Raw genomic sequence first — 25429 nt, forward strand, 5'->3', positions numbered from 1 at the left:
GCTTGGGTCAGCTCTTCTCGAGCCGGCCCTCGGTGTCCTCCTGGTAGCTGGCGCCACCGTCGGACTCGCGGGTCAGCGGCTTGGCGCCGCCCTCCGGCGGGCCGGCCAGGCTGGTGCCGGCGGCCAGCTCGGGGAACTTGTGGTCGAAAGCCGGCCGCTCCGAGCGGATCCGCGGCATCCGGTCGAAGTTCCGCAGCGGGGGCGGCGAGCTGGTGGCCCACTCGAGCGAGTTGCCGTGGCCCCACGGGTCGTCGACCTCGACCACCGGACCGGTCTTGTACGACTTCCAGCAGTTCCAGATGAACGGCAGGGTCGAGATACCGGTGATGAAGGCGCCGACCGTGGACAGCGTGTTCAGGAACGTGAAGCCGTCACCGGGCAGGTAGTCGGCGTACCGGCGGGGCATGCCCTCGGCACCGAGCCAGTGCTGCACCAGGAAGGTGGTGTGGAAGCCGATCATGGTCAGCCAGAAGTGGATCTTGCCGAGCCGCTCGTCGAGCATCCGGCCGAACATCTTCGGGAACCAGAAGTAGATGCCGCCGAAGACGGCGAACACGATGGTGCCGAAGAGCACGTAGTGGAAGTGCGCCACCACGAAGTACGAGTCGTGCAGGTGGAAGTCGAGCGGCGGGCTGGCCAGCAGCACACCGGTGAGGCCACCGAAGAGGAAGGTCACCAGGAAGCCGACCGCGAAGAGCATCGGCGTCTCGAATGTGATCTGGCCCCGCCACATGGTGCCGATCCAGTTGAAGAACTTCATACCGGTCGGCACGGCGATCAGGTAGCTGAGGAAGCTGAAGAACGGCAGCAGCACCTGGCCGGTGGCGAACATGTGGTGCGCCCACACGCTCATCGACAGGGCGGCGATGGCGATGGTCGCGGCGACCAGGCCCTTGTAACCGAAGATCGGCTTCCGGGAGAAGACCGGGATGATCTCGGTGATGATGCCGAAGAACGGCAGCGCGATGATGTAGACCTCGGGGTGCCCGAAGAACCAGAACAGGTGCTGCCAGAGCATCGGGCCGCCGGTGGCGGGGTCGTACACGTGGGCGCCGATCAGGCGGTCCGCGGCGAGCGCGAACAGCGCGGCGGCCAGCAGCGGGAAGACCAGGATCGCCAGCAGGCTGGTGACCAGCATGTTCCAGGTGAAGATCGGCATCCGGAACATGGTCATGCCGGGGGCGCGCAGGGTCAGGATCGTGGTGATCAGGTTGACCGCGCCGAGGATCGTGCCCAGACCGGAGATGGCCAGGCCGACGACCCACATGTTCGCGCCGACGCCCGGCGCGTGCTCGGCGGTGCTCAGCGGCGTGTACGCCGTCCAGCCGAAGTCGGCCGCACCGCCCGGGGTGATGAAGCCGGCCGTGGCCATGGTGCCGCCGAACAGGTACAGCCAGTAGGCGAACGCGTTCAGTCGGGGGAACGACACGTCGGGCGCGCCGATCTGCAGCGGCACCACGTAGTTCGCGAAGGCGAACACGATCGGCGTCGCGAAGAACAGCAGCATGATCGTGCCGTGCATGGTGAAGAGCTGGTTGTACTGCTCGGGCGACAGGAACTGCAGGCCCGGCCGCGCCAGCTCGGCGCGCATGATCAGGGCCATCAGGCCACCGATCAGGAAGAACGCGAACGCGGTGACCATGTACATGATCCCGATCTGCTTCGCGTCCGTGGTGCGCAGCAGCCGCGCGATTGCCGACCCCTTGACCGGCTCGCGGACCGGCCAGGGCCGGGTCACGACCGGCTTGGGTGCGACGGTGGTCACGAGTGGCCTCCGGTTCTGGGTTGTCCCGCTCGGCGCGCTGTTCATCTGCGCGGCCGTCATCCGCAAGGAGGATAGTCCCCGGTAGGTGGCCCCGCCGCGTGGGGTGGGCGGCTACGATCACCGCCCCGTCAGAGCGGACCGGTCAACAACCGGTAGTGCTCCTGGAAGATCCGCCCGCCACGTCCGCGCAGCAACGGGTCGCGCAGCGCCGGCGGCACGTCGCGGGTGCGGTTGCGGTCCCGGGTCCGGTCCCGCACCCAGCGGGTACGCGGGCGGCGGCGACTCTCGTACGCGATGAGCGCCGCCTCGACGCTGCCGGCCGCCCGCAGCGACTCGGCGAGCACCACGGCGTCCTCCAGCGCCATGGCGGCGCCCTGGGAGAGCGTCGGCGCGGTGGCGTGAGCCGCGTCACCGACGAGCAGCACCCGGCCGTGGAACCAGCGCCCCAGCTCGACCTCCTCGGTGAGTTCCACGTCCACCGTCTCCAGCGCGGCGAGCACCTCGGGGACCGGCCCGCCGTAGTCGCCGAACAGCTCGTGCAGCCGGGCGAGCGGGTCGGCCGGCAGGCTGGTGCCGGCCTCGTCGGCGTAGCAGTGCAGCCGGCCGGCGCCGATCGGCACCACCAGGAAGCCGGCGCGCTGGCCGAGCAGGGCGGTCCAGTCGGCCACCCGGGGGCCGCCGCGCACCACGCTGCGGTAGACCACCTGGCCGGCGGGGCGGGCCGGGCCGCCGAGCGCGGCCAGGGTACGCACCGCCGAGCGGGGGCCGTCGGCGCCGATGACCAGGTCGTACTCGCCGCTGGTGCCGTCGGTGAAGCCGACCGCGACGCCGCCGGGCAGCGGCTCGACGGTGCTGACCTCGGCCCCGTGCCGGACGGCGCCGCCGGCCCCGGTGAGCAGCACCCGGTGCAGCTCGGAGCGGGGCAGCGCGCGGCACTCCCCCACCCCGGCCCAGAGCGCGTCGAGGTCGACCTCGCAGAGCGGCGCGCCGGTGGCGTCCAGGAAGCGCTGCCGGTGGATGACCTGGCCGAGGGGGCGTACCGGGCCGTCCAGGTCGAGCCGGCGCAGTGCCCGGGCCGCGTTGCCCGGGAGGTAGAGGCCGATGTCGGCGCGCTCGGTCGGCGGCAGCTTCTCGGTGACGTCGGGGCGGAACCCCGCGAGGCGCAGCGCCCGGGCCACGGCGAGACCGGCGATGCCCGCGCCGACGACGAGGATGCGCAGGGGGGAACCACCCATCGTGGGGTACGCCTCCGGAGGGGATCGGAACGCGTTGGAGGCAAGACATTACTCGCCGCAACCAACCGGCGGAAGTGCCCATCGGCCCTGGCGTCGCGGCCCGGTCAGCGACGACGGCCCCTCCCACCGGCGGGAATCCCGCCCCGACCGGGTGACCTGGACGTCGACGGCCCCGACGCGCTGCCACCGATCACGTACGGACGGTGGTCGATTCGATTGCTTCGGTCGGTACGGTTGCGCACCTGTTTCAGACATGTAAATGTGTTGCTCTGAGCTTGGGAGCGCTCCCGGCCGTACCTCCCGACACGAACCGGCGCCCCCGCGCCGAGCCCAAGGAGCATCATGAAGCGTCCACTGAGAGCCCTCGCCGCGGCCGGCCTGCTGGCCGCCGGCTCGATCGTCGCCGTCGCGCTCGGCGGCACCGCCTCCGCTGACACCCAGATCTGCGAGCAGTACGGGTCGACCACCATCGGCGGCAAGTACGTCGTGCAGAACAACCGTTGGGGCACCAGCGCGCAGCAGTGCATCAACGTGACCTCCACCGGCTTCTCGATCACCCGCCAGGACGGCGTCGGATCGACCAGCGGCGCGCCGGTGTCGTACCCGTCGATCTTCGTGGGCTGCCACTACACGAACTGCTCACCCGGCACCAACCTGCCGGTGCAGGTGAAGAGCATCAGCAGCGCGCCGGCCAGCATCAGCTACAACTACGTCAGCGGCGCCGTCTACGACGCCGCGTACGACATCTGGCTCGACCCGTCGCCGAAGAAGGACGGCGTGAACCAGATGGAGATCATGATCTGGCTCAACCGGCAGGGCCCCATCCAGCCCATCGGCTCGCCGGTCGGCAACGCCAGCATCGCCGGCCGGACCTGGGAGGTCTGGCGGGGCAGCAACGGCTCGAACAACGTCATCTCGTACGTGGCCCCGTCGGCGATCCCCAGCATGAGCTTCGACGCCATGGCGTTCATCAACGACACGAAGAACCGGGGCGCGATCACCGGTGACTGGTACCTGACCAGCATCCAGGCCGGTTTCGAGCCGTGGCAGGGCGGCGTCGGCCTGGCGGTCAACTCCTTCTCGCAGAGCGTCAACACCGGCGGCAGCACCCCGCCGCCCACCACGACGCCGCCCCCGACCACCACCCCGCCCCCGGGCAATGCGGCCTGCGCGGTGAAGTACACCGCGACCAACGTCTGGAACAACGGCTTCACGGCCGAGGTGACGATCACCAACACCGGCTCCGGCACCGTCAACGGCTGGACCCTGGCCTACAACCTGCCCTCCGGGCAGGCCGTCACGAACGCCTGGAACGCCACCGTGACCCAGAGCGGGTCCGCGGTGACCGCCCGGAACGTCAGCTACAACGGCACGCTGTCGCCCGGGGCCTCGACCAACTTCGGCTACCAGGCGACGCTGAACGGCGCGTTCTCCGCCCCGACCAGCTTCACCCTCAACGGCGCCACCTGCACCAGGGTCTGACAGCGGCACTGCGCGGCTGGAGGTCGGCGACGACCTCCAGCCGCCCGTTCCGGGTTCGGCAGGACAACGTGCGTGTCCTCACCCGGGTCCACCACGACGCCACTGATTGGTGCCGCCACTGTGCCATACGGTCCGTTGGGCGTCCGAGTAGGACCACAACTCCGAACCGACACTCCAGTCGACCTTCGACTCACACCGCACCGTGGCTGACGATGCCCCGCCCGGAGCCAGGTGGCCGAAGAGGACCACGACCGACCCCGCCTCCTGCTCGAGTCGTACGGGACGGTCCGATCTGAGCAGATGGCAGGTCAGCGCTCCGACCGGGTCGATGGACACGGCGACACGCAAATTGAAGATCGGAAGGTCCGAATAACTCTGCGCGTGGAACTCCAACTCCCGGGCATGCGCCCCCACAACGTCCCGCGCCGATACCGAGCCGATGATCGAATGAGCTCTCGACCACCACAGCTTCTCTTCCTCGTCCGCCCGCTTGCGAACCTCGTTCCTGATGGTCCAAGCGGCGAACGTGGCGCTCAACCCGGCTACTCCAGCGCCGAGCCAAGCCGGCACTGTCCCCATGTCCACCATCAAGGGAGAACGCTCGCCGAGCTTCGGAAGTCGATGCCCGACATGATTTGGCTCATGAAGCTGAGGATCGCCTTATCCCTGAGGAATCTGCCGTACGCGACCTCGTACTCGCCGAAGAACTTGCGGTGCTCGAACGGCTCACGGTCCCGGCTGTTCGGTGACTTGTATGTCTCCCCGCCGTATCCGAAGGTGAACCACAGGCCGGCGAACTCCTTGTTGGCCGGCGCTTCCACGGTGTACCTCTCCAGCCGTAGCAGCTGATCCGAGGTGCGGACCCATCTCGAAATGTTGACGTCGATCCGTCCTGCGGTGTCGAACACCTCCTCCTCGTCCGACAGCTGGCCACTGTCGTTCGGCAGGCCTTTGACCAGCTTCCGCATGACCTCTGAGTTACGAATGCGACGCTTGCTGCCCTCGGCATAGAGGCTGTGCACGATGAACTTGAAGTAGAAGCTGGCCCGGAAAATCGTGAACTCTCTACCCGTCAAATTTTTCAGTTCATCGAGACAGCCCGCGATCAGCGCGGAGAGCGGATCTCCGAACTTGAGGAACCAGTAGTGGAAGTCTTCCATCCGCGAGCCGTCCCGGCGGACCAGGATGGTGTCGTTTCCGATCTCTACCTTGAAGTCGTACCGGTCGTCCTGATACACGACGCCGGCTCGGCCCGGCATACCCGAGAGTGCCAGATCGGACTGGTTGAAGAACCGAGCCTTCTCGATTGCCGACAGCACGTGCGGATAGACCTTGGAACTGAGTTCCTGCGCGAAGCCCCCTTCGCCGACCTCCGGGATCGGCGGAATCTCCGCCACCACCGCGAACTCGTTGATGTCAAGTAGCTTGTCGAATATCGAGCGTCGGCCGGAGAACCTTTCCCACGACATCATCTCCTCGCTGGTAGCGTCCCAGCCCGCATCATCGCTGTTCAATTCTCAGGACTCCTTCGGCTGATCCGGTTGCGCCTCGGTCTGCACTTCGGGGAGGGGTTCGAGCGGATTCAGCTGCGATTCACGCCGAAAGTCCTCCACCGCGAGCCGGACGGCGGCTCCCCCTTTAATGTCGGCGGCAACAGTTTTCCGGGCAAGCAGCGGGAACACTACTTGTTGCAAGGCGCGGGCACCCATACGCAGCCGCACCGCCTCCTTGGCGAGGAACGGAAGGACCCGATCCTCGACCTCGAACGGGATGTCGAGACCGGCGAGAGCGTCCTGCCACAACTTGAGCGGTGACACCTGGTCGTTGCGTAGAATCTGCTCCAGATGCCCGGTGCTGAGTTCCGTGAAGGGAACTATCACGGGTAGGCGCGCGACAAGTTCGGGCATGAAGCCGTAGTTCTGTATGTCCTCCGCGGTGACACCGCCGGCGTTGGCGCCTTCGGTCTCGGCGGGCTTGGGCGCGACCCTTCGTTTCGAGCGGACCTCGTTGGAGTCGATACCCGCAAACGCTCCACCCACCAGGATGAGGAGATTCGCGGTGTGAATGTAGTGCTCCGACCAGGAAACGGTCTTTCGCCCGATTGCAACCAGATCGCCCTCGAGCAGGGTCAGCAGCCGACGCTGCACCGCTCTGCCGCGTTCCGAGCCTCCTCGGCCACCCTCCTTGCCGTCAGGACTGGCGAGTTTGTCAAATTCGTCGAAGAAGACGATGCCTCGACCGGCGAGCCAGCGGACGTCATCCTGGCTGGGTCGACTCTGCGTCGAGTCAAGGAGCGTCTGCGCCTCTCCGACCAGCATTTCCATGATGTCCTCGGGCTGGCCGCCCACGATGCCCGCCTCCACCAGGGTGGAGCAGTCGACAGTGACGAAGGGCAGGCCGATCTGGTGGGAGAGGCTTCTCATGCTGTGCGTCTTACCGACGCCCGTAGGGCCCACCAGCACGGCCGACGGGAGCCCCCGTTCCTGATCCTGGCCGGCCAACACCCGGGCGAGGTGGAGCGAGAACAGCACGGAGAGGTAGTCCTTCGCCGTGTCCTGGCCGATGACGGCGGAGAGGCGGGACCGGATGGCGGCAGGGCGGGCTTGCGCCGGTTCGATGTGGACCAGGAGGCGTTCGTGCGGCTTCCGGTCTCGATGCTCGTCCGCAGGAAATTCATCCGGCGAGAACTCGTCCAGCATGGGTTCGGTTGACGGGCCCCATGGACGACCTTCTCGCCGGGTCAGCGGCGGTGGGTCCAACCAGACCGGATCGAACTCATCTGCGTTGTCACGAGAGTCCAATCGGTCAGCCCAGCGCCGGAGCAGCAGCGCCGAACGCCGTCGTATCTTCGGGACCCTGCGCGGCTTCGGCTCACCCCTCACGGCGGGCCGCGGAGTCGCCGGCGGTGCCGACCGCCGTCTGCACGTCCGGGGAGTCTTCTGGCGGAACTGACATCATCTCCGGTCCCCCTGAGCGAGAGGTGCGACTGATGACCAGCGCTGGCGGCGTCGGCTGAGGTCCGCCTCTCGCGGGACCGCGCAAGGCTCGCCCCGGCGGAATCACTCACGCCTGTGTGGGAGACGTGGTTCCGACTGCGCCTTTCGCGTACGTTAAGCGAAGCGTCATCTGGACGCCACCCTCTGAACAGACCGCTGGCGGCCGCAGTAGTCGGCGGGCCGCCCACATCGGACAGGAGTGGGTCGCCTGAGTAGCCGGTCTCGGAACGGCAACCGGCGCACCGGAGTCAGGCGCCGGGAACGGGCGTCAGCCGCCGAGGGCGTCGATGTCGCGCATCTCCTCGGCGGTGAGCGAGAAGCCGAACACGTCGGCGTTGGCCCGGATCCGGTCCGGGGTGACCGACTTGGGGATGACCACGATCTCGTGGTCGATGTGCCAACGCAGCACCACCTGGGCCGGCGAGACGTCGTGCGCCTGGGCGATCCGGACCAGCACCGGGTCGGAGAGGTCGCTGGTCTTGAACGGGCTGTAGCCCTCCAGCACCACGCCCCGGTCCCGGTGCGCGGCGTGCACCTGGCGGTCGTACAGCGACGGGCTCCAGCGGATCTGGTTGACCGCCGGGGTCTCCTCGGTGGCCTGGATCAGCTCGTCGATCTGGCTGACGCTGTAGTTGCTCACCCCGACGGCCCGGGTCAGGTTCTCGTCCCGGGCGGCGAGCAGCTCGCGCCAGACCGGGATGCTGTCGCCGGGCGCGGACGGCGGCCAGTGGATCAGCCACAGGTCGACGTGGTCGGTGTCCAGGGCGGCCAGGCTCGCCTCGATGGTCTCCCGCTCCCGGCCCACCCGGTCCGGCGGCAGCTTCGTGGTGATGAAGAGGTCCTCGCGGCGCAGCCCGCTCTCCCGGACCGCCCGGCCGACCTCCTTCTCGTTGCCGTACATCGTGGCGGTGTCGATGTGCCGGTAACCGGCGTCGAGGGCGGCGAGCACGGCGTCGTACCCGGCGTTGCCGGTGGCCTGCCAGGTGCCGAAGCCGAGCAGCGGCATCCGGACGTCGCCGGTGAGCGGGACGGTGGGCTGGTCGAGGTCCATACCGACGCTTCTACCCGTGATCGCCCCCGCCATGCCGGCGACCCGCCGACCGGCGGTCGAACGGGACAGAAGCGGCAGGAAGCGGGCGATCGGGCCGGACCTGCCGGAGAATGCGGGGGTGGCTGACCGGCTGGAGGAGTACCGGCGGAAACGGGACGCGGCGCGTACCCCGGAGCCGGTGCCGGAACCGACCCCGGAGCGGAAGCGGGCCGCGCGGCGCAAGCCCCGGTTCGTGATCCAGCAGCACCACGCCCGGAGCCTGCACTGGGACCTGCGCCTGGAGCACGACGGCGTGCTGGCCTCCTGGGCGGTGCCGCGCGGCCTGCCCCGCGACCCGGGCCGCAACCACCTCGCCGTGCACACCGAGGACCATCCGATGGAGTACCTCACCTTCCACGGCGAGATCCCGGCCGGCGAGTACGGCGGCGGTCGGATGAGCGTCCACGACACCGGCACCTACCGCGCGGAGAAGTGGCGCGACGACGAGGTGATCGTGGTCCTGGACGGCCGGCGGACGAAGGGGCGGTACGTCCTCTTCGCCACCGGCGGCCGGGGCCGGGACTGGATGGTCCGCCGCACCGACCCGGCCCCGGAGGGCTGGACGCCGATGCCCGAGCTGGTCCGTCCCATGCACACCACGCCCGGCAAGGGCCTGCCGAAGGACGAGGCCTCCTGGGGCTACGAGCTGCGCTGGGACGGCGTGCGGGCGATGGCCTACGTCTCCGGCGGCCGGTTGAGGCTGCTCGACTCCGCGGACGAGGAGGTCACCGGGGCGTACCCGTGGCTGCGGGCGATGGCCGAGGAGCTGGCCCCGGTCGAGGCGGTGCTGGACGGCGTGCTGGTCCGGATCGACCCGGGCGGGCGGGTCAAGCCACCCAGCAAGCGGGACGGCCAGTTCCTCGCCGTCGACCTGCTCTGGCTGGAGGGCGTGACCAGCCTCGACGTGCCGTACGCGCAGCGCCGGGAGCTGCTCGACGGTCTGGCGCTGACCGGCCCGCACTGGCAGACTCCGCCGTGGTTCCCGGGGGTCGGCGCCGACGCCCTGCGGACCGCCCGCGAGCAGGGGCTCCCGGGGGTGGTGGCCAAGCGCCTGGACTCCCCCTATGAGCCGGGTCGGCGCAGCCGGCACTGGTTGAGCCTCGACCCGAGCTGAGGAGCACCGTGCACCTGACGCACCTGGAGTGCCCGCGCTGCGACCGGCGGCATCCGGCCGACAAGTTGCAGAACCTGTGCGAGTGCGGCTCTCCGCTGCTGGCCCGCTACGACCTGGCCGCGGTGGCCGCCGCGGTCACCCCGGAGCAGTTCGGGCTGCGCCCGGCCGACCTGTGGCGCTACCGGGAGCTGTTGCCGGTGGCCGATCCCCGTTTCGTCACCACGCTGGGCGAGGGCTGGACGCCGCTGCTGCGCGCCCCGGCGTACGGGCAGGAGATCGGGATCCCGGACCTGATCGTGAAGGACGAGGGGCTGACCCCGACCGGGTCGTTCAAGGCCCGGGGCGCGGCGGTCGGCGTGAGCCGGGCCCGGGAGCTGGGCGTCGAGCGGATCGCCATGCCGACGAACGGCAACGCGGGCGCGGCCTGGGCGACGTACGCGGCCCGGGCCGGGATGGGCGCGACCATCGCCATGCCCCTCGACGCGCCGACCATCTGCCGGCGGGAGTGCGTCGCCGCCGGGGCGGACCTGCGGCTGGTGGACGGCCTGATCAGCGACGCCGGCCGGTGGGTGGCCCGGCTGGTCGCCGAGTCGGGCGGGCGGGTCTTCGACGCCGGCACGCTGCGCGAGCCGTACCGCCTGGAGGGCAAGAAGACCATGGGGTACGAGATCGTCGAGCAGCTCGGCTGGCAGGTGCCCGACGTGATCATCTATCCGACCGGCGGCGGGGTCGGGCTGATCGGCATCCACAAGGCGCTGCACGAGCTGCGCGAGCTGGGCTGGGTGGAGGACCGGCTGCCCCGCCTCGTCGCGGTGCAGTCCACCGGCTGCGCGCCGATCGTCCGGGCGTTCGCGGCCGGCGAACCGCGGGCCACCCCGTGGGCGGACGCCCACACCCTGGCGTTCGGCATCACCGTGCCCGCCCCGCTCGGCGACGAGCTGATCCTGGCCGCGCTGCGGGAGAGCGGCGGCACCGCGATCGCCGTGGACGACGCGGAGATCCTCACCGACCTGCGTGACTTCGCCGCACGGGAGGGCCTGCTGCTCTGCCCCGAGGGGGCGGCCTGCCTGACCGCCGCCCGGCATCTGCGGGCCGGCGGCTGGATCCGCTCCGGCGAGCGGGTGGTGGTGCTCAACACCGGCGCGGGCCTCAAGTATCCGGAGACGGTGGACGTCTCCGGCGTGCCGACGGTGTGACGCGGGCCCCCGTGACCGGGGAGCCCGCGCCGGACCGTTCTACCGGTAGGTGATGTCGGAGGCGGAGTAGAAGCAGTTCACCCCGTCGGCGCCCGCGCCGATCTCGGTGGGTTCGCTGCCCTTCGGCACGCCCTGGTACTTGACGCAGATCCGGGTGGACCGGTTCGGGTCGTTGAGGATGGTGATCCGGCTGAACCGGGCCGTGTCGCCCCAGTTGGTGTTGATGCCGGCCAGCACCTTGGTGCCGGTGGCGGTGACGTTGTCCATCACCACGTGGCGCTGGTAGGAGGTGGAGCAGTTGCCGCAGGCCCGGTAGAGCTTGCCGGCGCTCTCCACCCGGAAGTTGCGGATGTAAACGGTGCCCGGGCCGTTGTGCTGGAAGACCTTGTCGCTGGCCGACCGGGCGCCCCCGCCGTCCACCGTGTAGGTGGTGCCGCCGCGGAAGGTGGCGGCGTCCTCGCCGACGTCCTCCCACCAGACGTTGACCAGCGTGCAGTTGCCCTCGCAGTGCACGCCGTCGCCAGCCGGCGCGCCGATGATGACGTTCTTCAGCGTGGCGCCGGCGGCCAGCTCGAACATCGGGTCCTGGCTCTCGCTCTGCCCGCCGTCGCCGATGCCGTAGTAGCGCTTCATTCCGCCGTCGAAGGTGCCGGAGACCGCGGTGGTGGCGTCCACCTTGACGCTGGCGGTGGGCGTGGGCCACGAGGCGGGCGGCGGCGTGGTGCCGGTGGGGGTCGGGGTGGGCGAGCCGGGCGGGGTGCTGGTCGGCGGCGTGGTCGGGGTGCTGACCGAGGAGTCCACCGCCACGTCGTCGAAGCTGCCGGCGGCGTAGGCGGTGACCAGGCCGATCCGGCCGGCGCCCACGAGGCTGTTGCTGCCGCCGCCGACCTGGGCGCCGTTGACGTAGCCGCGGATGGTGCTGCCGCTGGCCTCGATCCTCAGGGTGTACCAGGTGCCGGTGGTCGCGCCGACCGACGCCGAGCCGAGCGAGGTGATCTGGCTGCCGTTGACCGCCTGGAGTTCGGCCCGGCCGGAGCCGAGCAGGGCCAGCCGGTACATCTTGGTGCTGCTGCTGGCCCGGGCGGCGAGCCCGACCAGGGCGCTGGACGAGGCGAAGCCGGTCGGGCGTACCCGGGCCTGCACCTGGTAGTCGGTCCAGCCGGTCTGGCCGGCGAACTGGCGGGCCAGCTCGCTGGCGGTGCTGGACTGGGTGAAGGCCCCGTCGGCGACCGCCCAGGTCCCGCCGGACTTGGACCAGCCGGCGGCGTCGCCGTCGGAGAAGGTGTCGGAGAAGACGGTGGCGGCGAAGGCCGAGGTCCCCATCCCGGCGGCGAGCGCCGCCACGGTGGCTCCGGCGCCCACCGCGAGCAGCAGCGGGCGGCGGAGTCTGGCACGTGAGGTCTGCACGGTTGTCCTCCTTGAGGCACGTGGTGGTGGACCGCCGCGGCGGAGGGTCGACGCCTGGCCACGGTCGCGACGGTCGGTGCGCCCCGGCCGGAGGCCCGGTCTCCGGATGCGGGGGCGAGGAAGCGGAGCCCAGGAAAGGGCTTTCCCGTACCAGCAGGCTAGGCCCGTGCAGATATCGACGTCAATGGCTGCGATGTGCAGGATTGTTGCAGGTCAAACGACTCGCGCTCCACCATGGGTGATGGTGGAGCGCGGAAGCGGTTCGGCGCGGTCAGGAGGTGGGCGGCTCGTCCTCGCCGGCTGCCTCGGCCGCCTCGGCCTCCTCCTTGGTCCGGTGCACCGCCCCGTCGGCGTGGTCCGGCGGGCCGTACACCGTGTACAGCACGAGCGGGTTGGGGCCGGTGTTGACGAAGTTGTGTTTCGTGCCGGCCGGTACGACCACGAGGTCGCCCGCCACGACCTCCTTCTTCTCCCCGGCCACCCGCGCCTCGCCGGTGCCGCTGACGAAGGTCAGGATCTGGTCGATGCCCTCGTGGACCTCCTCGCCGATCTCCCCGCCCGCCGGGATCGTCATGATCACCAGCTGGGTGTGCTCCCCGGTCCAGAGCACGCGGCGGAAGTCGGGACTCTTCTCGGCGACGGTCGCGATCGTGAAATGCTCCATGGCCCGCACATACCCGGTCCCCGCGCCGCTCACGCCGGGACTCGCAAATGGTGGAATTCCCCACCCGCCCGGGGTTTGGATCCCCTCTGGACGGGCATCTGCTGCTCCGAGACCGGTGCACGCTGGCCGGTCGAGCCAGGTCCCTGCTGTCGTACCGCCGTACGGCTGCGGTGGTGGGAGACGGCCAGAGCGCGGCGACGTTACGACCCAGGTCGGGCGGCGCCGTGCGCTCGTGTGCGCACCCGGTCCGCCCACCGGCACCCGGCCAGCACGAACGCCGCCGCCAGGAAGCCCAGCAGGTCGGCCCAGACCCCACCCCCGGTCACCCGGACGCGGTACTCCTCCGCGCTGTAGAAGACCAGCCCCGGACCCGGGGCGCCGCCCGCCGGCCAGGCCGGCGGCACCACGCCGAGCGCGGCCACCGCCGCCAGGCCCAGGCCCAGGGCCGCGGGCACCGACCCCGACCGGACCAGGGCCACCAGGGCGAGGGCCACCAGCACGAGGTACGCCGGCAGCACGTCGCCCGGGTCGGGCGGCAGCGCGTACGGGGGCAGGAAGACCGCGCTGTCCCGGACCACGGCGAGCAGGCCGGCCAGCACGGCCAGCACCACGGCGGCAGCCGTGCGACGCCGGTCCGGCGCCCGCCTCGGCAGGGCGGCGACGGCCACCGCTAGCCCGATCCCGGCCACGCCGCGCAGGGCCTGTTCCGCGGTCCACCCCGGCTCGACCGGTGGCGCTGCCACCCAGCCGAACTGCGGCTCACCGTGCAGGGGCGCGGTCGCCACAGCGACGGCGGCCGCGGCGACGGCCAGCCCGTACCGGGCGCGGGGTGGCAGTTCGGGCGCGGTCAGCGCGGCGCCGGCCAGGGCGCACCAGGCCAGGGCCTGCGCGGCCGGCAGCAGCGGCTGGTCGTACCAGCGCCCGACCAGGTGGGCGAGGGCCGACAGGGCCGCGGCGGCGACGAGCAGGCGGTGGGGGCGCACCGCGCGATGCTGCCACAGGACACCCGCCCGGCACCGCCCCGCGCCGGTCAGGCGAGCACGGCCAGGTGGAACGGGCGGTCGGTGTGGCCGCTCGCCGCGTACGTCTCGACGAAGACCGCGTTCGGGATGCCGGTTCGCGGCGCCACCGTGATGGCCCCCTGCGGGGCGAGCCCGCCTGCGGCGGGCCCCACGGTGCCGACGTAGGCCGCGCCGGCGACGTCCTGGTCGAAGGCGACCTGGTACATCCCGGCGGCCAGGCGGGTGGCCGAGGTGGCGCCGAGCCCGCGGACCAGGCTGCCGTTCGCGTCGACCACGGCGAACAGCACGCGGGCGGTGGCCGGCAGTCCGGCCGCGGTGCACGAGTTGATCTCGGTGTCGGCGCGGGCGGCCTCCTCCGCGTCGGGGGCGGGCTGGCCGACCGCTCCCCTCCTCGATCTGGAGCTGGACATGGCGGTCCTCTCTGCCGCCGGTGCGGCGGCGGCGGCGAGGCGTACGGGGCGGGCGGGCGGATCGGCGGCGATCGCCCTCCGTGTTCCCGAAGCTATGCCGGCCCACCGCCCGCCAACCAGCGGCAGCACTGTCCGATCAAGGACAGTTCAGGCCGCTGAGCTGGGAAAACGCGGTCGCGGAGGGCTGTGCGACATCGGATCGGAGCGCTCGGGGCCCCGAGCGTCCGGCCCCGTCAGGAGGTGCCGGCCCGCGCGACGCCGGATGGATCGGCAACGATGCCCGGAAGGCCCGTGGCGGAACGCGATCGGGTCGCTACATTGAAGTATGGTGCCCGCCCACGGGGGTCGGGCGGCGGAACCGGTCTACCGCCCTGTGCTGGCCGGTCGTCGGGGTGAGCTGGAGGCGCTGGCCCATCTCGACGACGCGACCGCTCCGCTGCTCGCTCCGGTCATCGACGTCCACGCGGTGGATCCGTGCACCGTGGACCTGCTCGGCCGGCTGCCGGCCGGGCTCCTTCCCGCCGTCGACGTGTCGGCGCTGCCCGACTCGCCGGAGAGCGAACTGGTCCGCTGGGGCGTACCGCTGCTGCCGGTGATCGGGCTCGCGGAGGGCGACCGGCGGCTGGTGGCGCACGGCGCGGCCGCCCGGGCGTACGCGCGGCGGGCGGTGGTCCGGCTGCGGACCGGGCAGGACCGGGGCGGTCCGGACGCCTCCACGGCCGCGGTCGAGCGGGTGTGGCGGCTGGCCGGGCTGGTGCCGGAGCAGTGCGACCTGCTCGTCGACGCGGGAGACGTGTGCTGCCCGGCCGATGTCCGGCTGGTCGAGCCCCGGGTCCGGCGGCTGGCGGAGTGGGCCCGGCGGCACGCCTGGCGCTCGGTCAGCGTGGCGGCCGGCGGGATGCCGCCGACGCTGGCCCGGCTCCCCACCGACGAGCCGGTACGCGTCGACCGCTTCGACTGGCAGCTCTCGCAGCGCCTGGCCGACCTCGGTCTCGGCTACGGGGACTACGGCGTGAGCTGCGCGGTGCCCGGGGCGGACGGGCCGGGCGACCGGCTGCCGACGCTGCGCTACACCACGACCGGGGCGTGGTGGGTCTACCGGTGGTCGCGCCGGGGTGGCCGCGGTGACGACCGGTTCGCCGACCTGTGCCGCACGCTCGTCGCGTCCCCGCACTGGACGGCCGCGGGCGCGAGCTTCTCCTGGGGCGACCACGAGATCCTGCGCCGGGCACGGCGCGGCGCGGGCGCCGGCTCACCGGCGAACTGGATCGCGTGGAGCACGTCGCACCACCTGGCGCACGTGCTGGCCACGCTGCTCCGCTTGGAGCGGGAACAGCGCGGCGGGCCCTGGCGGGCCGATCAGGACAGCCCCGAGCGGGGGCGTGCCGGCCGGCCGCAGCGCGGCGGCGAGACGCGTCGCGCCGGGTGAGTCACTCCTTCTCGGTGAAGCCGAACTGGACGATGCCCTCGTCGTCGACCGTAGCGTCCACGGAGGTGTCGTTGAGCAGTTCGGCGGCGTCGGCGTCGAGGAAGATGCGGGCCCCCTGGTTGTCCACCACCTGGTCGCCCTGGATCGGCTCCTCGACCAGCTCGATGGAGAGCGAGCCGGCGTCGGTGTCGGCGGCGATGCGCAGGCCACCGGCCTCGGCGACGTCCTGCTGGTTGGCCAGGTCACGGATCACCAGGATGGCGTTTTCGGTCATGGTCAGCATGGCGGCACTCCTCGTGGGCTGGTTCGGGAATCGCGGGCGGTCGACGGCCCGTGCGGCCGGTCGAGGCCCGGGGATGGCGAATCAGGCTTCGCCGTGCAAACCAGGGCAGGTCGAACGCCCCTCACGGCCTACGGTGCCCCCTGCCCGGGCATCCGTCAAATAGAGCCGGGTCAGTCGACACCGGACCGGTGACGCCGCGCCGACGAATGTTTTTCCCGCCGTATTCGGGGTATTGCGGCGGGTTCGGCCCCCGTCCGTCAATAACTTTCGCGCGGGAGTCTTCTCCGGAGGAAAGCTCCATGGCAGCATCGGCACATGCATCGTCGTCTCTTCCCCCGGGCGCTCGCGGTGCTGGCGCTGGTCGCCACCGCGGCCACCGCCGGCGCGCCCACCGCCACGGCCGAAGCGCCCACCCCCGCGCAGACGCGGCTGCACGCGACCATCGACGCGATCCTCGCCGACTCCCGGCTGGCCGGGGCGCAGGCGGGCGTGGTCGTCGTCGACACCACCACCGGGCAGACCCTCTACGACCGCAACGGGGACCGGCGGCTCGTCCCCGCCTCGAACACCAAGCTGCTCACCTCGACGGCGGCCATGGAGCTGCTCGGCCCGGGGCACCGCTTCACCACCGACGTGGCCGGCGACGGGGCAAGGCGGGCGGGGCTGCTCTCCGGCAACCTCTACCTGCGGGGCGGGGGCGACCCCACGATGCTGGCCGAGGACTACGACCGGCTGGCCGCCGAGGTGGCCGCCGCGGGCGTACGGGTGGTGACCGGCAACCTGGTCGCCGACGACACCCGCTACGACCGGACCCGGCTCGGCCCGGACTGGACCTGGGACGACGAGTCCTACTACTACGCGGCGCAGGTGTCCGCGCTGACCGTCGCGCCGGACACCGACTACGACGCCGGCACGGTTATCGTGCACGCCGCGCCGGCCGGGCAGGCCGGCACGCGGCCGAAGATCACCATGACGCCGGCCAACGGCTGGCTTCGGATCGACAACCGGGCCGAGACGGTCGCCACCGGGCAGACGACGATCTCCTTCGAGCGCGAGCACGGTGGCAACACCATCGTGGTCACCGGCCAGATCGCGGTCGGCCAGGCCGAGGAGAGCGACTGGATGACGGTCTGGGAGCCGACCGGGTACGCGGCCGACATCTTCCGGTCGGCGCTGCACCGGCACGGGGTGCGGGTCCTCGGCCGGACCGTGCTCGGCCAGGCCACCCCGGACGACGCCAAGCCGGTCGCCCGGCACGACTCGATGCCGCTGGCCGACCTCATGGTGCCGTTCCTCAAGCTCTCCAACAACGGCCACGCCGAGGTGCTCACCAAGGAGCTGGGCCGGGTGCTCTCCGGCTCCGGCACCTGGGCCGCCGGACTGACCGCGATCAGCGAGTACGTCGGCGACTCCGGAATGGACACCGGGACACTGCGCCAGCGTGACGGCTCCGGGTTGTCCCGGCGCAACATGATCCCGCCCGCCCAGTTCGTCGCGCTGCTCTCGGCGGTCCGCGCCGAACCCTGGTTCGACACCTGGTACGCCGCCCTGCCGGTGGCCGGCAACCCGGAGCGGTTCGTCGGCGGCACGCTGCGCAGCCGGATGCGCGGCACCGCCGCGGCCGACAACGTGCACGCCAAGACCGGCAGCCTGACCGGCGCGTCCAGCCTCTCCGGCTACGCCACCGACGCCGACGGGCACGTGCTGGCCTTCTCCGTCGTGCTCAACAACTACCTGACCTCGTCGGTGAAGGGGCTGGAGGACCAGATCGCGATCGCGCTGGCCTCGTACACCGAGATGGGGACGACCACGGCGCGGCTGGCGGTGCCGACGGCGCCGGAGTCGCCGCGGGTGTCCGAGGGTCTGGAGTGCTCCTGGGTGAAGCCGGTCGTCTGCTGAGCCGCACCCGCTCCGGTCCGGCCGCTCAGGCGCCGGGCCGGGGCGGGCGCGGCTCGGCGGCGGGGTCGCCGCGCTCGATCAGCGCGTCGATCTCGGCCGGCGGCAGGCCGCGCAGCGTGAGCACCCGCCGTCCCCACCGGTGCAGCCGGCACGGGTGAGGGCTGGCGTCGTTGCGGCAGATCGTCCCGCCCGACCAGCGCCGTGGCGCGTGCACCACCACCGCCCGCACCGCGAACTGGGCGTCCTCTCCGGTCACGTACGGCGGCAGCGGGATCTCCCGCAGCACGTCGCCGTCGGACGGCGGAAGGGAACGGACGACGCGGGCCCTGCTGCTCATCGGTCGAGCCTCCACAGCGGATGGTCGGACGGGAACATCGGAAAACTACGGCGTCCCGCGACGGCCGCGACGGACAAACTGTCCCCGGCGACTCAGACCCGTTCCAGCACCACCACCGGGATCTCCCGGTCGGTCTTCGTCTGGTACTCGTCGTACGCCGGCCAGGCGGCCGTCATGGTGCGCCACATCCGCGGCTTCTCCTCCGCCGTCGCGGTGCGCGCCCGGACCGCGAAGGTGTCCGCCCCGACCTGCACCTGCGCCTCGGGGTCGGCCAGCAGGTTGAGGTACCAGGCGGGGTGCTGCGGCGCTCCGCCCTGGGACGCCACCACCAGGTAGGCGTCGCCGTCCCGGCCGTAGATGAGCGCGGTACGCCGCAGCTTGCCCGAGCGCCGGCCGCGGGTGGTGAGCAGCAGGGTGAAGACGCCGGGACGCCACTCGTGGCCCTCCGCGCCGCCGGTCTCCACATATCGCCGGATGTGCTCGGCGACCCAACCCTCGGGGCTGTCCAGCACCTGCTCGCCCGTGGTCATGGTGTCCCTCCCGGATCGTCGGTCGGCCCGCCGGGCCCACGCTACCCCCGGCCGGAGCCGGGCACCGGGCGATCGGCGGTCAGCGCAGCGCGACCGCCTGGAGGCTGACGTTGCCGCAGTCCCCCAGGGACTCCTCCACCGTCCAGGTCATCAGCAGCTTCGCGCCGGCCGGGGCACGGAACCGGATGGTGAAGTCGGCGGTCCGCGCGGTGTGCGGGTCCTCCAGGCGCAGGGTGCTGGCCGGTCCCCCGCCGGAGATCCGCAGGTCGAGGCGGCCGCGGGCCATCCACACCCCGGCGTAGAGGTGCACGGTGCGGGGCTGGCCGTCGGCGGCCACGGCCAGGGTGAAGCCGTTGCCGCGGTCGCAGGTGTACACCCCGGACATGGTGCCGCTGGCCGAGCCGACCGGGGCGCCGTCGTGCCAGGCGTACGCCTCCGGGTTGTTGCTGTAGCTCTGCCGCTCGCCCCGGCCACCCTCGTCGCGGATGTCGCCGGAACCGTGCCGCTTGCGCACCGGCGTCCGTGCCCCGAGCAGTCCCCACTGGACCCAGTCGACCGGGCCCGCCGCGCTGAGGTCGACCCGTGCCGGCACCTCGGCCTGGCTCACCGTCAGGGTCGGCGGCACCGCGGGCGTGGACGGCGACGGGCTGGGCGAGGGTGGGCGCTGGCGGGGGCGCAGCCCCGGCGTGACGGCCCCGGCCTGGGCGCCGCCGGGGGGCGGCAGCACGGGGCGGCCGGTCGGCCGGGCCGGCAGCACGGCGCTCTCCTCCCGCGGCTTGTCGTGCCGCTCGCTGCCGAGGTAGGCCACCAGGGCGGCCAGACAGGCGAACGCGGCCACCGCCTCCAGCAGCCAGCGCCGTCGTCGCCGGGCCCGGGCCAGCCGGCGGAGCGCCGACCGCGTGTGCCCGTGCGGGTACGACGTCCGGTCGCCGACCCGACCGTGGTCCTGCTGCCCCACCGAACCTCCGCTCACCGCCGCGCTCCGGCCGCCGGTTCACGTTTCCATCATGGGCGGCGGTGCGCCATATGTCGGCGGGGGGCAGTTTCCAGTTCGTTACCAAGCGGTAGCGACGGCGGCCCGACTCACCGTAACCGTCTTCCACCCACGACGGTCAGCGCCGCTCGCGCCGCCGCAGGCCGCGGCCCGGGTGCCAGCTCTCGATCACCAGGTGGTCCGGCGGGTCGCCGACCCGGGTCAGCACCACCTCGGTCAGCTCGACGCGGAACCGGTGCGAGCCGTCCTCGCCCGCCGGCTCCTCGTGCGCCCGGCCGGCGATCTTCGCGTCGCCGCCCCAGGAGGCCGGGTCGTCCTCCGGGGTGTCCTCGGTCGGGCAGTGCAGCGCCACCCGGGGGTCGCGGCGCAGGTCGAGCGCCTTCAGGGCACCCGCCATGCTGCCCAGCCGAAGCTGCCCGTCGTCGGCGAAGTCGAACTCCGTGCCACTGATCCGGGGCGAGCCGTCCCGCCGCAGGGTCGCCATCGTGCCGTGCTTGCGGACGGCGAAGCGGGCGCGCACCCGCGCCGCGAAGTCGGGTTCGGACGCCACCAGGTCGGACCACCATGTCATGCGGGCCAGCCTGGCAGGGAAACCTGACACCCCGCGGCGCCTTTCCCCCGCGGGTCAGCGGATCTCGAAGCCCAGCGCCTGCGCCAGCACGACGGCCTGCTCGGCGTCGACGACCGCGCCGGCGCGCTCCACCGCCGTGGGGTCGAGCGCGGTCAGGTCGCTGCCGCGCAGGTCGGCCCGGATCAGCTTGGCGGCGTGCAACTGGGCGCCGGAGAGGTCGACGCCGGTGAGCACCGCGCCGGTCAGGTCGGCGCCGGTCAGGTCGACCTCGCGCATGCGCACGTCGGTGATCCGCACCCCGCGCAGGTCGGCGCCGGGCAGGGCGACGAAGGACCAGTCGCCGCCGTCGACCCGCAGCGGGCGCAGGTCGCACTGCTCGAAGCTGCTGCCGACCAGCTTGCAGCCGGTGAACTCGGCCTCGAAGAGGTTGCACCGCTTGAAGGTGCAGCGGTGGAACGCGGAGTCGGTGTGCCGGGAGGCGTTGAGGGCCACGTTGCCGAAGACGCACTCGGTGAAGGTGGCGCCCTGGCTGACCGCCTCGGTGAGGTCGACGTGGAAGAACTCGCACCGGACGAAGTGCCGGTCGACCAGTTCCTCGGCGTACCAGTCCTGGTGGCGGTAGGTGACGTCCTCGACGGCTTCCGGCATGGGGCCGAGACTAGTGTGCCCGGCCGACACTTCCCGGCCGGCGTACCGGCCGGTAGGTTCGGCGTCGTGAGCGTCGCAGTGAGCACCGACCCGGACCGCATCGGCTTCGACCCCGCCCGGCTGGCGCGGATCGACGAGCACTTCGGCAGGTACGTCGACGACGGCCGGCTCGCCGGCTGGCAGATCGTCGTCACCCGCCGGGGCGAGGTGGCCCACTCCTCGACGTACGGGCTGCGGGACCGGGAGGCCGGCGCGCCGGTCGAGTCGGACACCCTCTGGCGCATCTACTCGATGACCAAGCCGATCACCTCGGTCGCCGCCATGATGCTCTGGGAGGAGGGCCGGCTCGAGCTGAACGACCCGGTCAGCCGCTGGCTGCCGGAGTTCGCCGACGTCCGGGTCTACGACCGGGGTTCGGTGCTCAAGCCGTACACGGTGCCGGCGGTCGAGCCGGTCCGGGTCTGGCACCTGCTCACCCACACGGCCGGCCTGACGTACGGTTTCGCCCAGGTCAGCGTGGTCGACGGCCTCTACCGGGCGGCGGGCTTCGACCTGGGTGTGCCGGCCGGCGCGGACCTGGCCGAGGCGACCCGCGGGATGGCCCGGCTGCCGCTGCTCTTCCAGCCGGGCACCAGCTGGAACTACGGCGTCTCCACCGACGTGCTGGGCCGGCTGGTCGAGGTGGTCTCCGGGCAGTCGCTGGACGCGTTCTTCGCCGAGCGGATCTTCCGGCCGCTGGGCATGACCGACACCCGCTGGTGGGTCGACGAGCCGGACGCCAAGCGCCTCGCCGCGCTCTACACCCCCCATCCGGCCACCGGCCAGGCGGTCCGCGCCGAGGCGATCGGCCGCTACGCGCTCAGCGCGCCGGACTGCCTCTCCGGCGGCGGCGGGCTGGTCTCCACGGCCGCCGACTACCACCGGTTCACCCAGTTCCTGCTGCGCGGCGGCGAGCTGGACGGCGTCCGCCTGCTCGGCCCCCGCACGGTGCGCTTCATGACCCGCAACCACCTGCCCGGCAACCGGGACCTGGCGTCGTTCTCCCCGGAGGGCTTCGCCGAGACGATCCTCGACGGGGTCGGCTTCGGGCTGGGCTTCGCCGTGGTGCTCGACCCGGTGCCGTCCCGGGTGCCGAGCAGCGTGGGCGAGTACTACTGGGGCGGCCTGGCCAGCACGGCCTTCTGGGTGGACCCGGTGGAGGAGGTCACGGCGCTGCTCTTCACCCAGCTCATGCCGTCGAGCACCTACCCGCTCCGCCCCCAGCTGCGCCAGCTCGTCTACTCAGCCCTGGTCGACTGAGCCGGCCGGTTCGTCGGAACGGCACCGGTCGGGCGGCCCGCTCCCTAGCCTGGGGAGCATGAGCGACATCGTCGTGTTCGGCGCCGGCGGCACCGCGGGCTCCCGGATCGCCGCCGAGGCGGCCGAGCGGGGGCACCGGGTCACCGCGGCGGTGCGCCGCCCGGAGGCGACCAGCTACCTGCCGCCCGGGGTCCGCACGGTGACCGGTGACGCGACCTCGGCGCGGAGCGTCCGCGAGCTGGCCGAGGACGCCGACGTGTTCGTGGTGGCCATCGGCGGCGGCGAACGGGAGCTGTGGCGCGACGCCGCGCGGACCCTCGTCGACACCCTGCGCGAGCTGCCCGACCCGCCCCGGGTGATCCACGTGGGCGGCGGCGCGACGCTGCTGACCCCGAAGGGCACCCGCTACCTGGACGAGCCGGACTTCCCCGAGGAGTACCGGGACTCGGCCGAGGGCCAGGCCGAGGCCCTGGACATCTACCGCTCCTCGGCCGACGGGGTGACCTGGACCTACGTGTCGCCGCCGCCGCTGGAGTTCCATCCGGGCGAGCGGACCGGCCACTACCGCACCGGCACCGACCACCCGGTCACCGACGCGCAGGGCCGCTCGGTGCTCACCTACGAGGACCTGGCGGTGGCGATCGTCGACGAGATCGAGAACCCCCGTTTCGGCAACGCCCGTTTCACCGCGGCGTACTGAGGTCAGTCGGCCAGCCGGGCGGGGAAGCCGCCGGTGGCGATCGGCCCCCAGCTGTCGATGGTCACCCGGATCAGCGACTTGCCCTGCTTGACCATGGCGGCGCGGTACTCGTCCCAGTCCGGGTGCTCGCCGGAGATGCTGCGGAAGTACTCGACCAGCGGTTCGAGCGCCGCCGGCAGGTCGAGCACCTCGGCGGTGCCGTCGACCTGCACCCACGGCCCGTTCCAGTCGTCGGAGAGCACGCACGCGGAGACCCGGGGGTCGCGGCGGATGTTGGTGACCTTGGCCCGTTCCGGGTACGTGGAGATCACGAGCCGGCCCTCGGCGTCGACGCCGCAGGAGACCGGGGACGACTGCGGCCGGCCGTCGGCGCGGGTGGTCATGAGCACCACCCGGTGCCGGGGACGGAGGAACTCGATCAGGGCGTCCCGGTCGACCCGGGTGTTGCTCGCGATGCTGCGTGGCATGTCTCGGTTCTACCAGGCGGACCGGGCGGGCCTCAGCGGGGACGGCCGGCGACCCGGCGCGGGGACGCCTGCTCCGGCACGCGTGGCCGGGCGCTGGGCCGCCAGGCGCGGCCGTTGGCGTAGATCACCCGGAAGCCGAGGTAGGAGGCGAGCGGCGCCCAGTGCGCCGAGCCCATCCGCAGCTCGGCGGCGTTGTGCCGCTGCCCGTTGGCCAGCACGTCGAGCAGCACGGTCTCGAAGGCGGCCGACTCGACCCAGTCGACCTCGCGGGTGAAACCGCAGACCAGCGCGGCCCCGGTGACGTCGAGGAAGTCGCGCAGCGCGGCGTCGGATGCGCGCAGCACCGAGCAGCTGCCGAAGTAGAGGCGGCGCCCCTCGCAGCGCCCCGCCATCCGTTCGGCGACGTCGGCCAGCTCGACGGAGTCCCAGTCGGTGAGGCAGAGCCGGCTCGGCTCGCCGTGCATGGCGAAGAAGCCGACCCGGTAGTCGGCGTACTGCTTGAGCAGCCAGCGGTCGAGGAAGTAGAAGAGCTCGTCGCGGGTGGCGGCGTCCTTGTGGATGAAACGGATCCGGCCCAGCCGTTCGAGCAGTTCGAGGGTGGGCAGCACGGAGCCGCGCTCGTTGAGGTCCCGGTGCCACTGCCCCTCGACGCAGAAGACGCCACCACGCGCCAACGCCCACCTCCCCCGCCCGCGAAGGTCGCCCCGGAGGCCGTACCCGGCCTTGGTGGCAGACGTTACCGGGCCGGGGTGACAAGGCGGCATCACCCTCGGTGTGGTCGATTGCCGTATTCCGTCACCGTCGCGCGGTTCCGTCGTCGCCGATGCCGACCGGGCGTGAATGGGCGTTTCGCAATTCACCGCAATTCACAGGCAATGCCCGGCGAGCGCCTAATGTGAGAGCAATTCCGGTTATTCGCCACGAATCGTCAGGGCGGCTGTCACGGTGGAAGGGACGGGACGTCCCGGTCGATGTTCCGTCCCAACCCCGAACCACTCTCAACCGGGAGGAACTCTGTGCGCGTCAACACGCTCAAGCGGGTGGCCGTCGCGTTCGCGCTGGCCCTGCCCGGGGCCGCGATCGCCACTGTCGTCGCCGCGCCACCGGCCCACGCCGACAGCTGCTACACCTGGCCCCGGAACCTCTACCAGGGGCGCTCCGGCGAGGACGTACGGCAGCTCCAGATCCGCGTGGCCGGCTGGGCCGCGTACCGGGACATCGTCCGGGTCGACGGGATCTACGGCCCCGAGACGGCGGCCGCGGTCCGACGCTTCCAGTCCGCGTACGGGCTGCGGGCCGACGGCGTCGCCGGCCCGCAGACCTTCGCCAAGATCTACGACCTCCAGGACAGCGACTGCACGCCGAAGCACTTCAGCTACACCGAACTCGACAACGGCTGCGGCAAGGGCGGGTGGAGCGGGGGCCCGCTCTCGCCGACCGCGACCCGGGAGAAGGCGCTGCGCACCATGTGGAAGCTGGAGGCGCTGCGCCGCAGCCTCGGCGACACGCCGCTCTACATCAGCAGCGGCTTCCGCAGCATCGCCTGCAACCAGCAGGTCGACGGCGCCTCGGACAGCCAGCACCTCTACGGCAACGCGGCCGACGTGACCTCCCGCAACCGGACGCTCTGCCAGGTGGCCCGGTCGGCGCGCGACCACGGCTTCAGCGGCCTCTACGGTCCCGGCTACCCCGGCCACGACGACCACGTCCACGTGGACTCGCGCCGGGAGAACAACCAGGACCGGTCGTCGAACGGCACCAACTGGTCCGTCCCGGACTGCGGGGTGAGCTGACCCGACGTCGACGGCGGCCCGGCGCAGGGGTGGGGGCTCCCTGCGGCCGGGCCGCCGTCCCCCGGTGGAGCAGGACGACCATCCCGGCTCGGCGTGTC

General features: G+C 72.0%; 26 protein-coding genes. 8 read left to right on the forward strand and 18 right to left on the reverse strand.

The features are described 5' to 3' along the window. Positions 1 to 7 precede the first annotated feature (7 nt). On the reverse strand, positions 8 to 1765 hold the full coding sequence (gene ctaD / locus IEY96_RS07730) for an aa3-type cytochrome oxidase subunit I (protein WP_189194084.1): 1758 nt from the start codon (positions 1763 to 1765) through the stop codon (positions 8 to 10). A 128-nt stretch (positions 1766 to 1893) separates the two neighbouring features. After that, positions 1894 to 3000, reverse strand: coding sequence for an FAD-dependent monooxygenase (locus IEY96_RS07735; RefSeq protein WP_189194085.1), 1107 nt, complete (start codon positions 2998 to 3000; stop codon positions 1894 to 1896). Between the two features lie 342 nt (positions 3001 to 3342). Here IEY96_RS07735 and IEY96_RS07740 point away from each other — a divergent pair, with 342 nt between their 5' ends. After that, positions 3343 to 4482, forward strand: a complete 1140-nt coding sequence (locus IEY96_RS07740; protein ID WP_189194086.1) for a glycoside hydrolase family 12 protein — start codon at positions 3343 to 3345, stop codon at positions 4480 to 4482. Between the two features lie 78 nt (positions 4483 to 4560). Here the strand turns inward: IEY96_RS07740 and IEY96_RS07745 are convergent, their stop codons facing one another. The 4 genes from IEY96_RS07745 to IEY96_RS07760 form a co-directional block, all read right to left on the reverse strand. Then, entirely contained in the window at positions 4561 to 5019 is a 459-nt protein-coding gene (locus IEY96_RS07745; protein ID WP_189194087.1) for a hypothetical protein, read from the reverse strand. 50 nt (positions 5020 to 5069) lie between these two features. Then, entirely contained in the window at positions 5070 to 5996 is a 927-nt protein-coding gene (locus IEY96_RS07750) for a hypothetical protein (RefSeq protein WP_189194088.1), read from the reverse strand. Between the two features lie 3 nt (positions 5997 to 5999). Further along, positions 6000 to 7181, reverse strand: a complete 1182-nt coding sequence (locus tag IEY96_RS07755; RefSeq protein WP_189194089.1) for an AAA family ATPase — start codon at positions 7179 to 7181, stop codon at positions 6000 to 6002. A gap of 565 nt (positions 7182 to 7746) precedes the next feature. After that, positions 7747 to 8529, reverse strand: coding sequence for an aldo/keto reductase (locus IEY96_RS07760; protein ID WP_189194090.1), 783 nt, complete (start codon positions 8527 to 8529; stop codon positions 7747 to 7749). Between the two features lie 118 nt (positions 8530 to 8647). On the opposite strand from IEY96_RS07760, the gene IEY96_RS07765 reads away from it, so the two are divergent. Both IEY96_RS07765 and IEY96_RS07770 read left to right on the forward strand, forming a co-directional pair. Beyond that, the gene (locus IEY96_RS07765; RefSeq protein ID WP_189194091.1) at positions 8648 to 9682 is read left to right on the forward strand and encodes a DNA polymerase ligase N-terminal domain-containing protein; all 1035 of its coding nucleotides are present in this window, start codon (positions 8648 to 8650) and stop codon (positions 9680 to 9682) included. Between the two features lie 8 nt (positions 9683 to 9690). Continuing rightward, on the forward strand, positions 9691 to 10878 hold the full coding sequence (locus tag IEY96_RS07770; RefSeq protein WP_189194092.1) for a threonine synthase: 1188 nt from the start codon (positions 9691 to 9693) through the stop codon (positions 10876 to 10878). A gap of 39 nt (positions 10879 to 10917) precedes the next feature. On the opposite strand, the gene IEY96_RS07775 is transcribed toward IEY96_RS07770, so the two are convergent. From IEY96_RS07775 to IEY96_RS07790, 4 genes are all read right to left on the reverse strand, one after another. Further along, positions 10918 to 12285, reverse strand: a complete 1368-nt coding sequence (locus IEY96_RS07775; protein ID WP_229791433.1) for a pectate lyase — start codon at positions 12283 to 12285, stop codon at positions 10918 to 10920. Positions 12286 to 12556: 271 nt separating this feature from the next. After that, positions 12557 to 12949 carry a cupin domain-containing protein gene (locus IEY96_RS07780; protein WP_189194093.1) on the reverse strand — a complete coding sequence of 131 codons (393 nt, stop codon included), beginning with the start codon at positions 12947 to 12949 and terminating at the stop codon, positions 12557 to 12559. 200 nt (positions 12950 to 13149) lie between these two features. Then, positions 13150 to 13932 carry a hypothetical protein gene (locus IEY96_RS07785; protein WP_189194094.1) on the reverse strand — a complete coding sequence of 261 codons (783 nt, stop codon included), beginning with the start codon at positions 13930 to 13932 and terminating at the stop codon, positions 13150 to 13152. Positions 13933 to 13979: 47 nt separating this feature from the next. After that, complete coding sequence (locus tag IEY96_RS07790) at positions 13980 to 14381, reverse strand: hypothetical protein (protein ID WP_189194095.1); 402 nt, start codon at positions 14379 to 14381, stop codon at positions 13980 to 13982. Positions 14382 to 14706: 325 nt separating this feature from the next. Here IEY96_RS07790 and IEY96_RS07795 point away from each other — a divergent pair, with 325 nt between their 5' ends. After that, a complete protein-coding gene (locus tag IEY96_RS07795; RefSeq protein ID WP_189194096.1) occupies positions 14707 to 15810 on the forward strand; it encodes a beta family protein in 1104 nt (367 codons plus the stop codon). A 1-nt stretch (position 15811) separates the two neighbouring features. Here IEY96_RS07795 and IEY96_RS07800 read toward each other — a convergent pair whose 3' ends face one another. Beyond that, a complete protein-coding gene (locus tag IEY96_RS07800) occupies positions 15812 to 16093 on the reverse strand; it encodes an iron-sulfur cluster biosynthesis family protein (RefSeq protein ID WP_189194097.1) in 282 nt (93 codons plus the stop codon). 315 nt (positions 16094 to 16408) lie between these two features. On the opposite strand from IEY96_RS07800, the gene dacB reads away from it, so the two are divergent. Continuing rightward, the gene (gene dacB, locus IEY96_RS07805) at positions 16409 to 17992 is read left to right on the forward strand and encodes a D-alanyl-D-alanine carboxypeptidase/D-alanyl-D-alanine endopeptidase (RefSeq protein ID WP_189194098.1); all 1584 of its coding nucleotides are present in this window, start codon (positions 16409 to 16411) and stop codon (positions 17990 to 17992) included. 25 nt (positions 17993 to 18017) lie between these two features. Here dacB and IEY96_RS07810 read toward each other — a convergent pair whose 3' ends face one another. The 5 genes from IEY96_RS07810 to IEY96_RS07830 form a co-directional block, all read right to left on the reverse strand. After that, positions 18018 to 18329 carry a hypothetical protein gene (locus IEY96_RS07810; protein ID WP_189194099.1) on the reverse strand — a complete coding sequence of 104 codons (312 nt, stop codon included), beginning with the start codon at positions 18327 to 18329 and terminating at the stop codon, positions 18018 to 18020. 92 nt (positions 18330 to 18421) lie between these two features. Next, positions 18422 to 18859 carry a nitroreductase family deazaflavin-dependent oxidoreductase gene (locus IEY96_RS07815; RefSeq protein WP_189194100.1) on the reverse strand — a complete coding sequence of 146 codons (438 nt, stop codon included), beginning with the start codon at positions 18857 to 18859 and terminating at the stop codon, positions 18422 to 18424. A 79-nt stretch (positions 18860 to 18938) separates the two neighbouring features. Next, a complete protein-coding gene (locus IEY96_RS07820; protein ID WP_229791434.1) occupies positions 18939 to 19817 on the reverse strand; it encodes a hypothetical protein in 879 nt (292 codons plus the stop codon). A 154-nt stretch (positions 19818 to 19971) separates the two neighbouring features. Then, entirely contained in the window at positions 19972 to 20424 is a 453-nt protein-coding gene (locus IEY96_RS07825) for a pyridoxamine 5'-phosphate oxidase family protein (RefSeq protein WP_189194101.1), read from the reverse strand. A 54-nt stretch (positions 20425 to 20478) separates the two neighbouring features. Continuing rightward, positions 20479 to 21072 carry a pentapeptide repeat-containing protein gene (locus tag IEY96_RS07830; protein ID WP_189194102.1) on the reverse strand — a complete coding sequence of 198 codons (594 nt, stop codon included), beginning with the start codon at positions 21070 to 21072 and terminating at the stop codon, positions 20479 to 20481. A 66-nt stretch (positions 21073 to 21138) separates the two neighbouring features. On the opposite strand from IEY96_RS07830, the gene IEY96_RS07835 reads away from it, so the two are divergent. After that, positions 21139 to 22371 (forward strand): serine hydrolase domain-containing protein, encoded by a 1233-nt coding sequence (locus IEY96_RS07835; protein WP_189194103.1) that lies wholly within the window; start codon positions 21139 to 21141, stop codon positions 22369 to 22371. 58 nt (positions 22372 to 22429) lie between these two features. After that, positions 22430 to 23071: an NAD(P)-dependent oxidoreductase gene (locus IEY96_RS07840; RefSeq protein WP_189194104.1), complete on the forward strand. Its 642-nt coding sequence runs from the start codon at positions 22430 to 22432 to the stop codon at positions 23069 to 23071. A gap of 2 nt (positions 23072 to 23073) precedes the next feature. Here IEY96_RS07840 and IEY96_RS07845 read toward each other — a convergent pair whose 3' ends face one another. Further along, positions 23074 to 23538 (reverse strand): PPOX class F420-dependent oxidoreductase, encoded by a 465-nt coding sequence (locus tag IEY96_RS07845; protein ID WP_189194105.1) that lies wholly within the window; start codon positions 23536 to 23538, stop codon positions 23074 to 23076. Between the two features lie 32 nt (positions 23539 to 23570). After that, positions 23571 to 24212: a DUF6642 family protein gene (locus tag IEY96_RS07850; RefSeq protein WP_091313069.1), complete on the reverse strand. Its 642-nt coding sequence runs from the start codon at positions 24210 to 24212 to the stop codon at positions 23571 to 23573. A 342-nt stretch (positions 24213 to 24554) separates the two neighbouring features. Here IEY96_RS07850 and IEY96_RS07855 point away from each other — a divergent pair, with 342 nt between their 5' ends. Beyond that, on the forward strand, positions 24555 to 25331 hold the full coding sequence (locus IEY96_RS07855) for a D-Ala-D-Ala carboxypeptidase family metallohydrolase (protein ID WP_189194106.1): 777 nt from the start codon (positions 24555 to 24557) through the stop codon (positions 25329 to 25331). Positions 25332 to 25429 lie beyond the last annotated feature (98 nt).

The organism is Micromonospora fulviviridis, assembly GCF_014648395.1.
In the GTDB taxonomy this organism is placed as follows: Bacteria; Actinomycetota; Actinomycetes; order Mycobacteriales; family Micromonosporaceae; genus Micromonospora; species Micromonospora fulviviridis.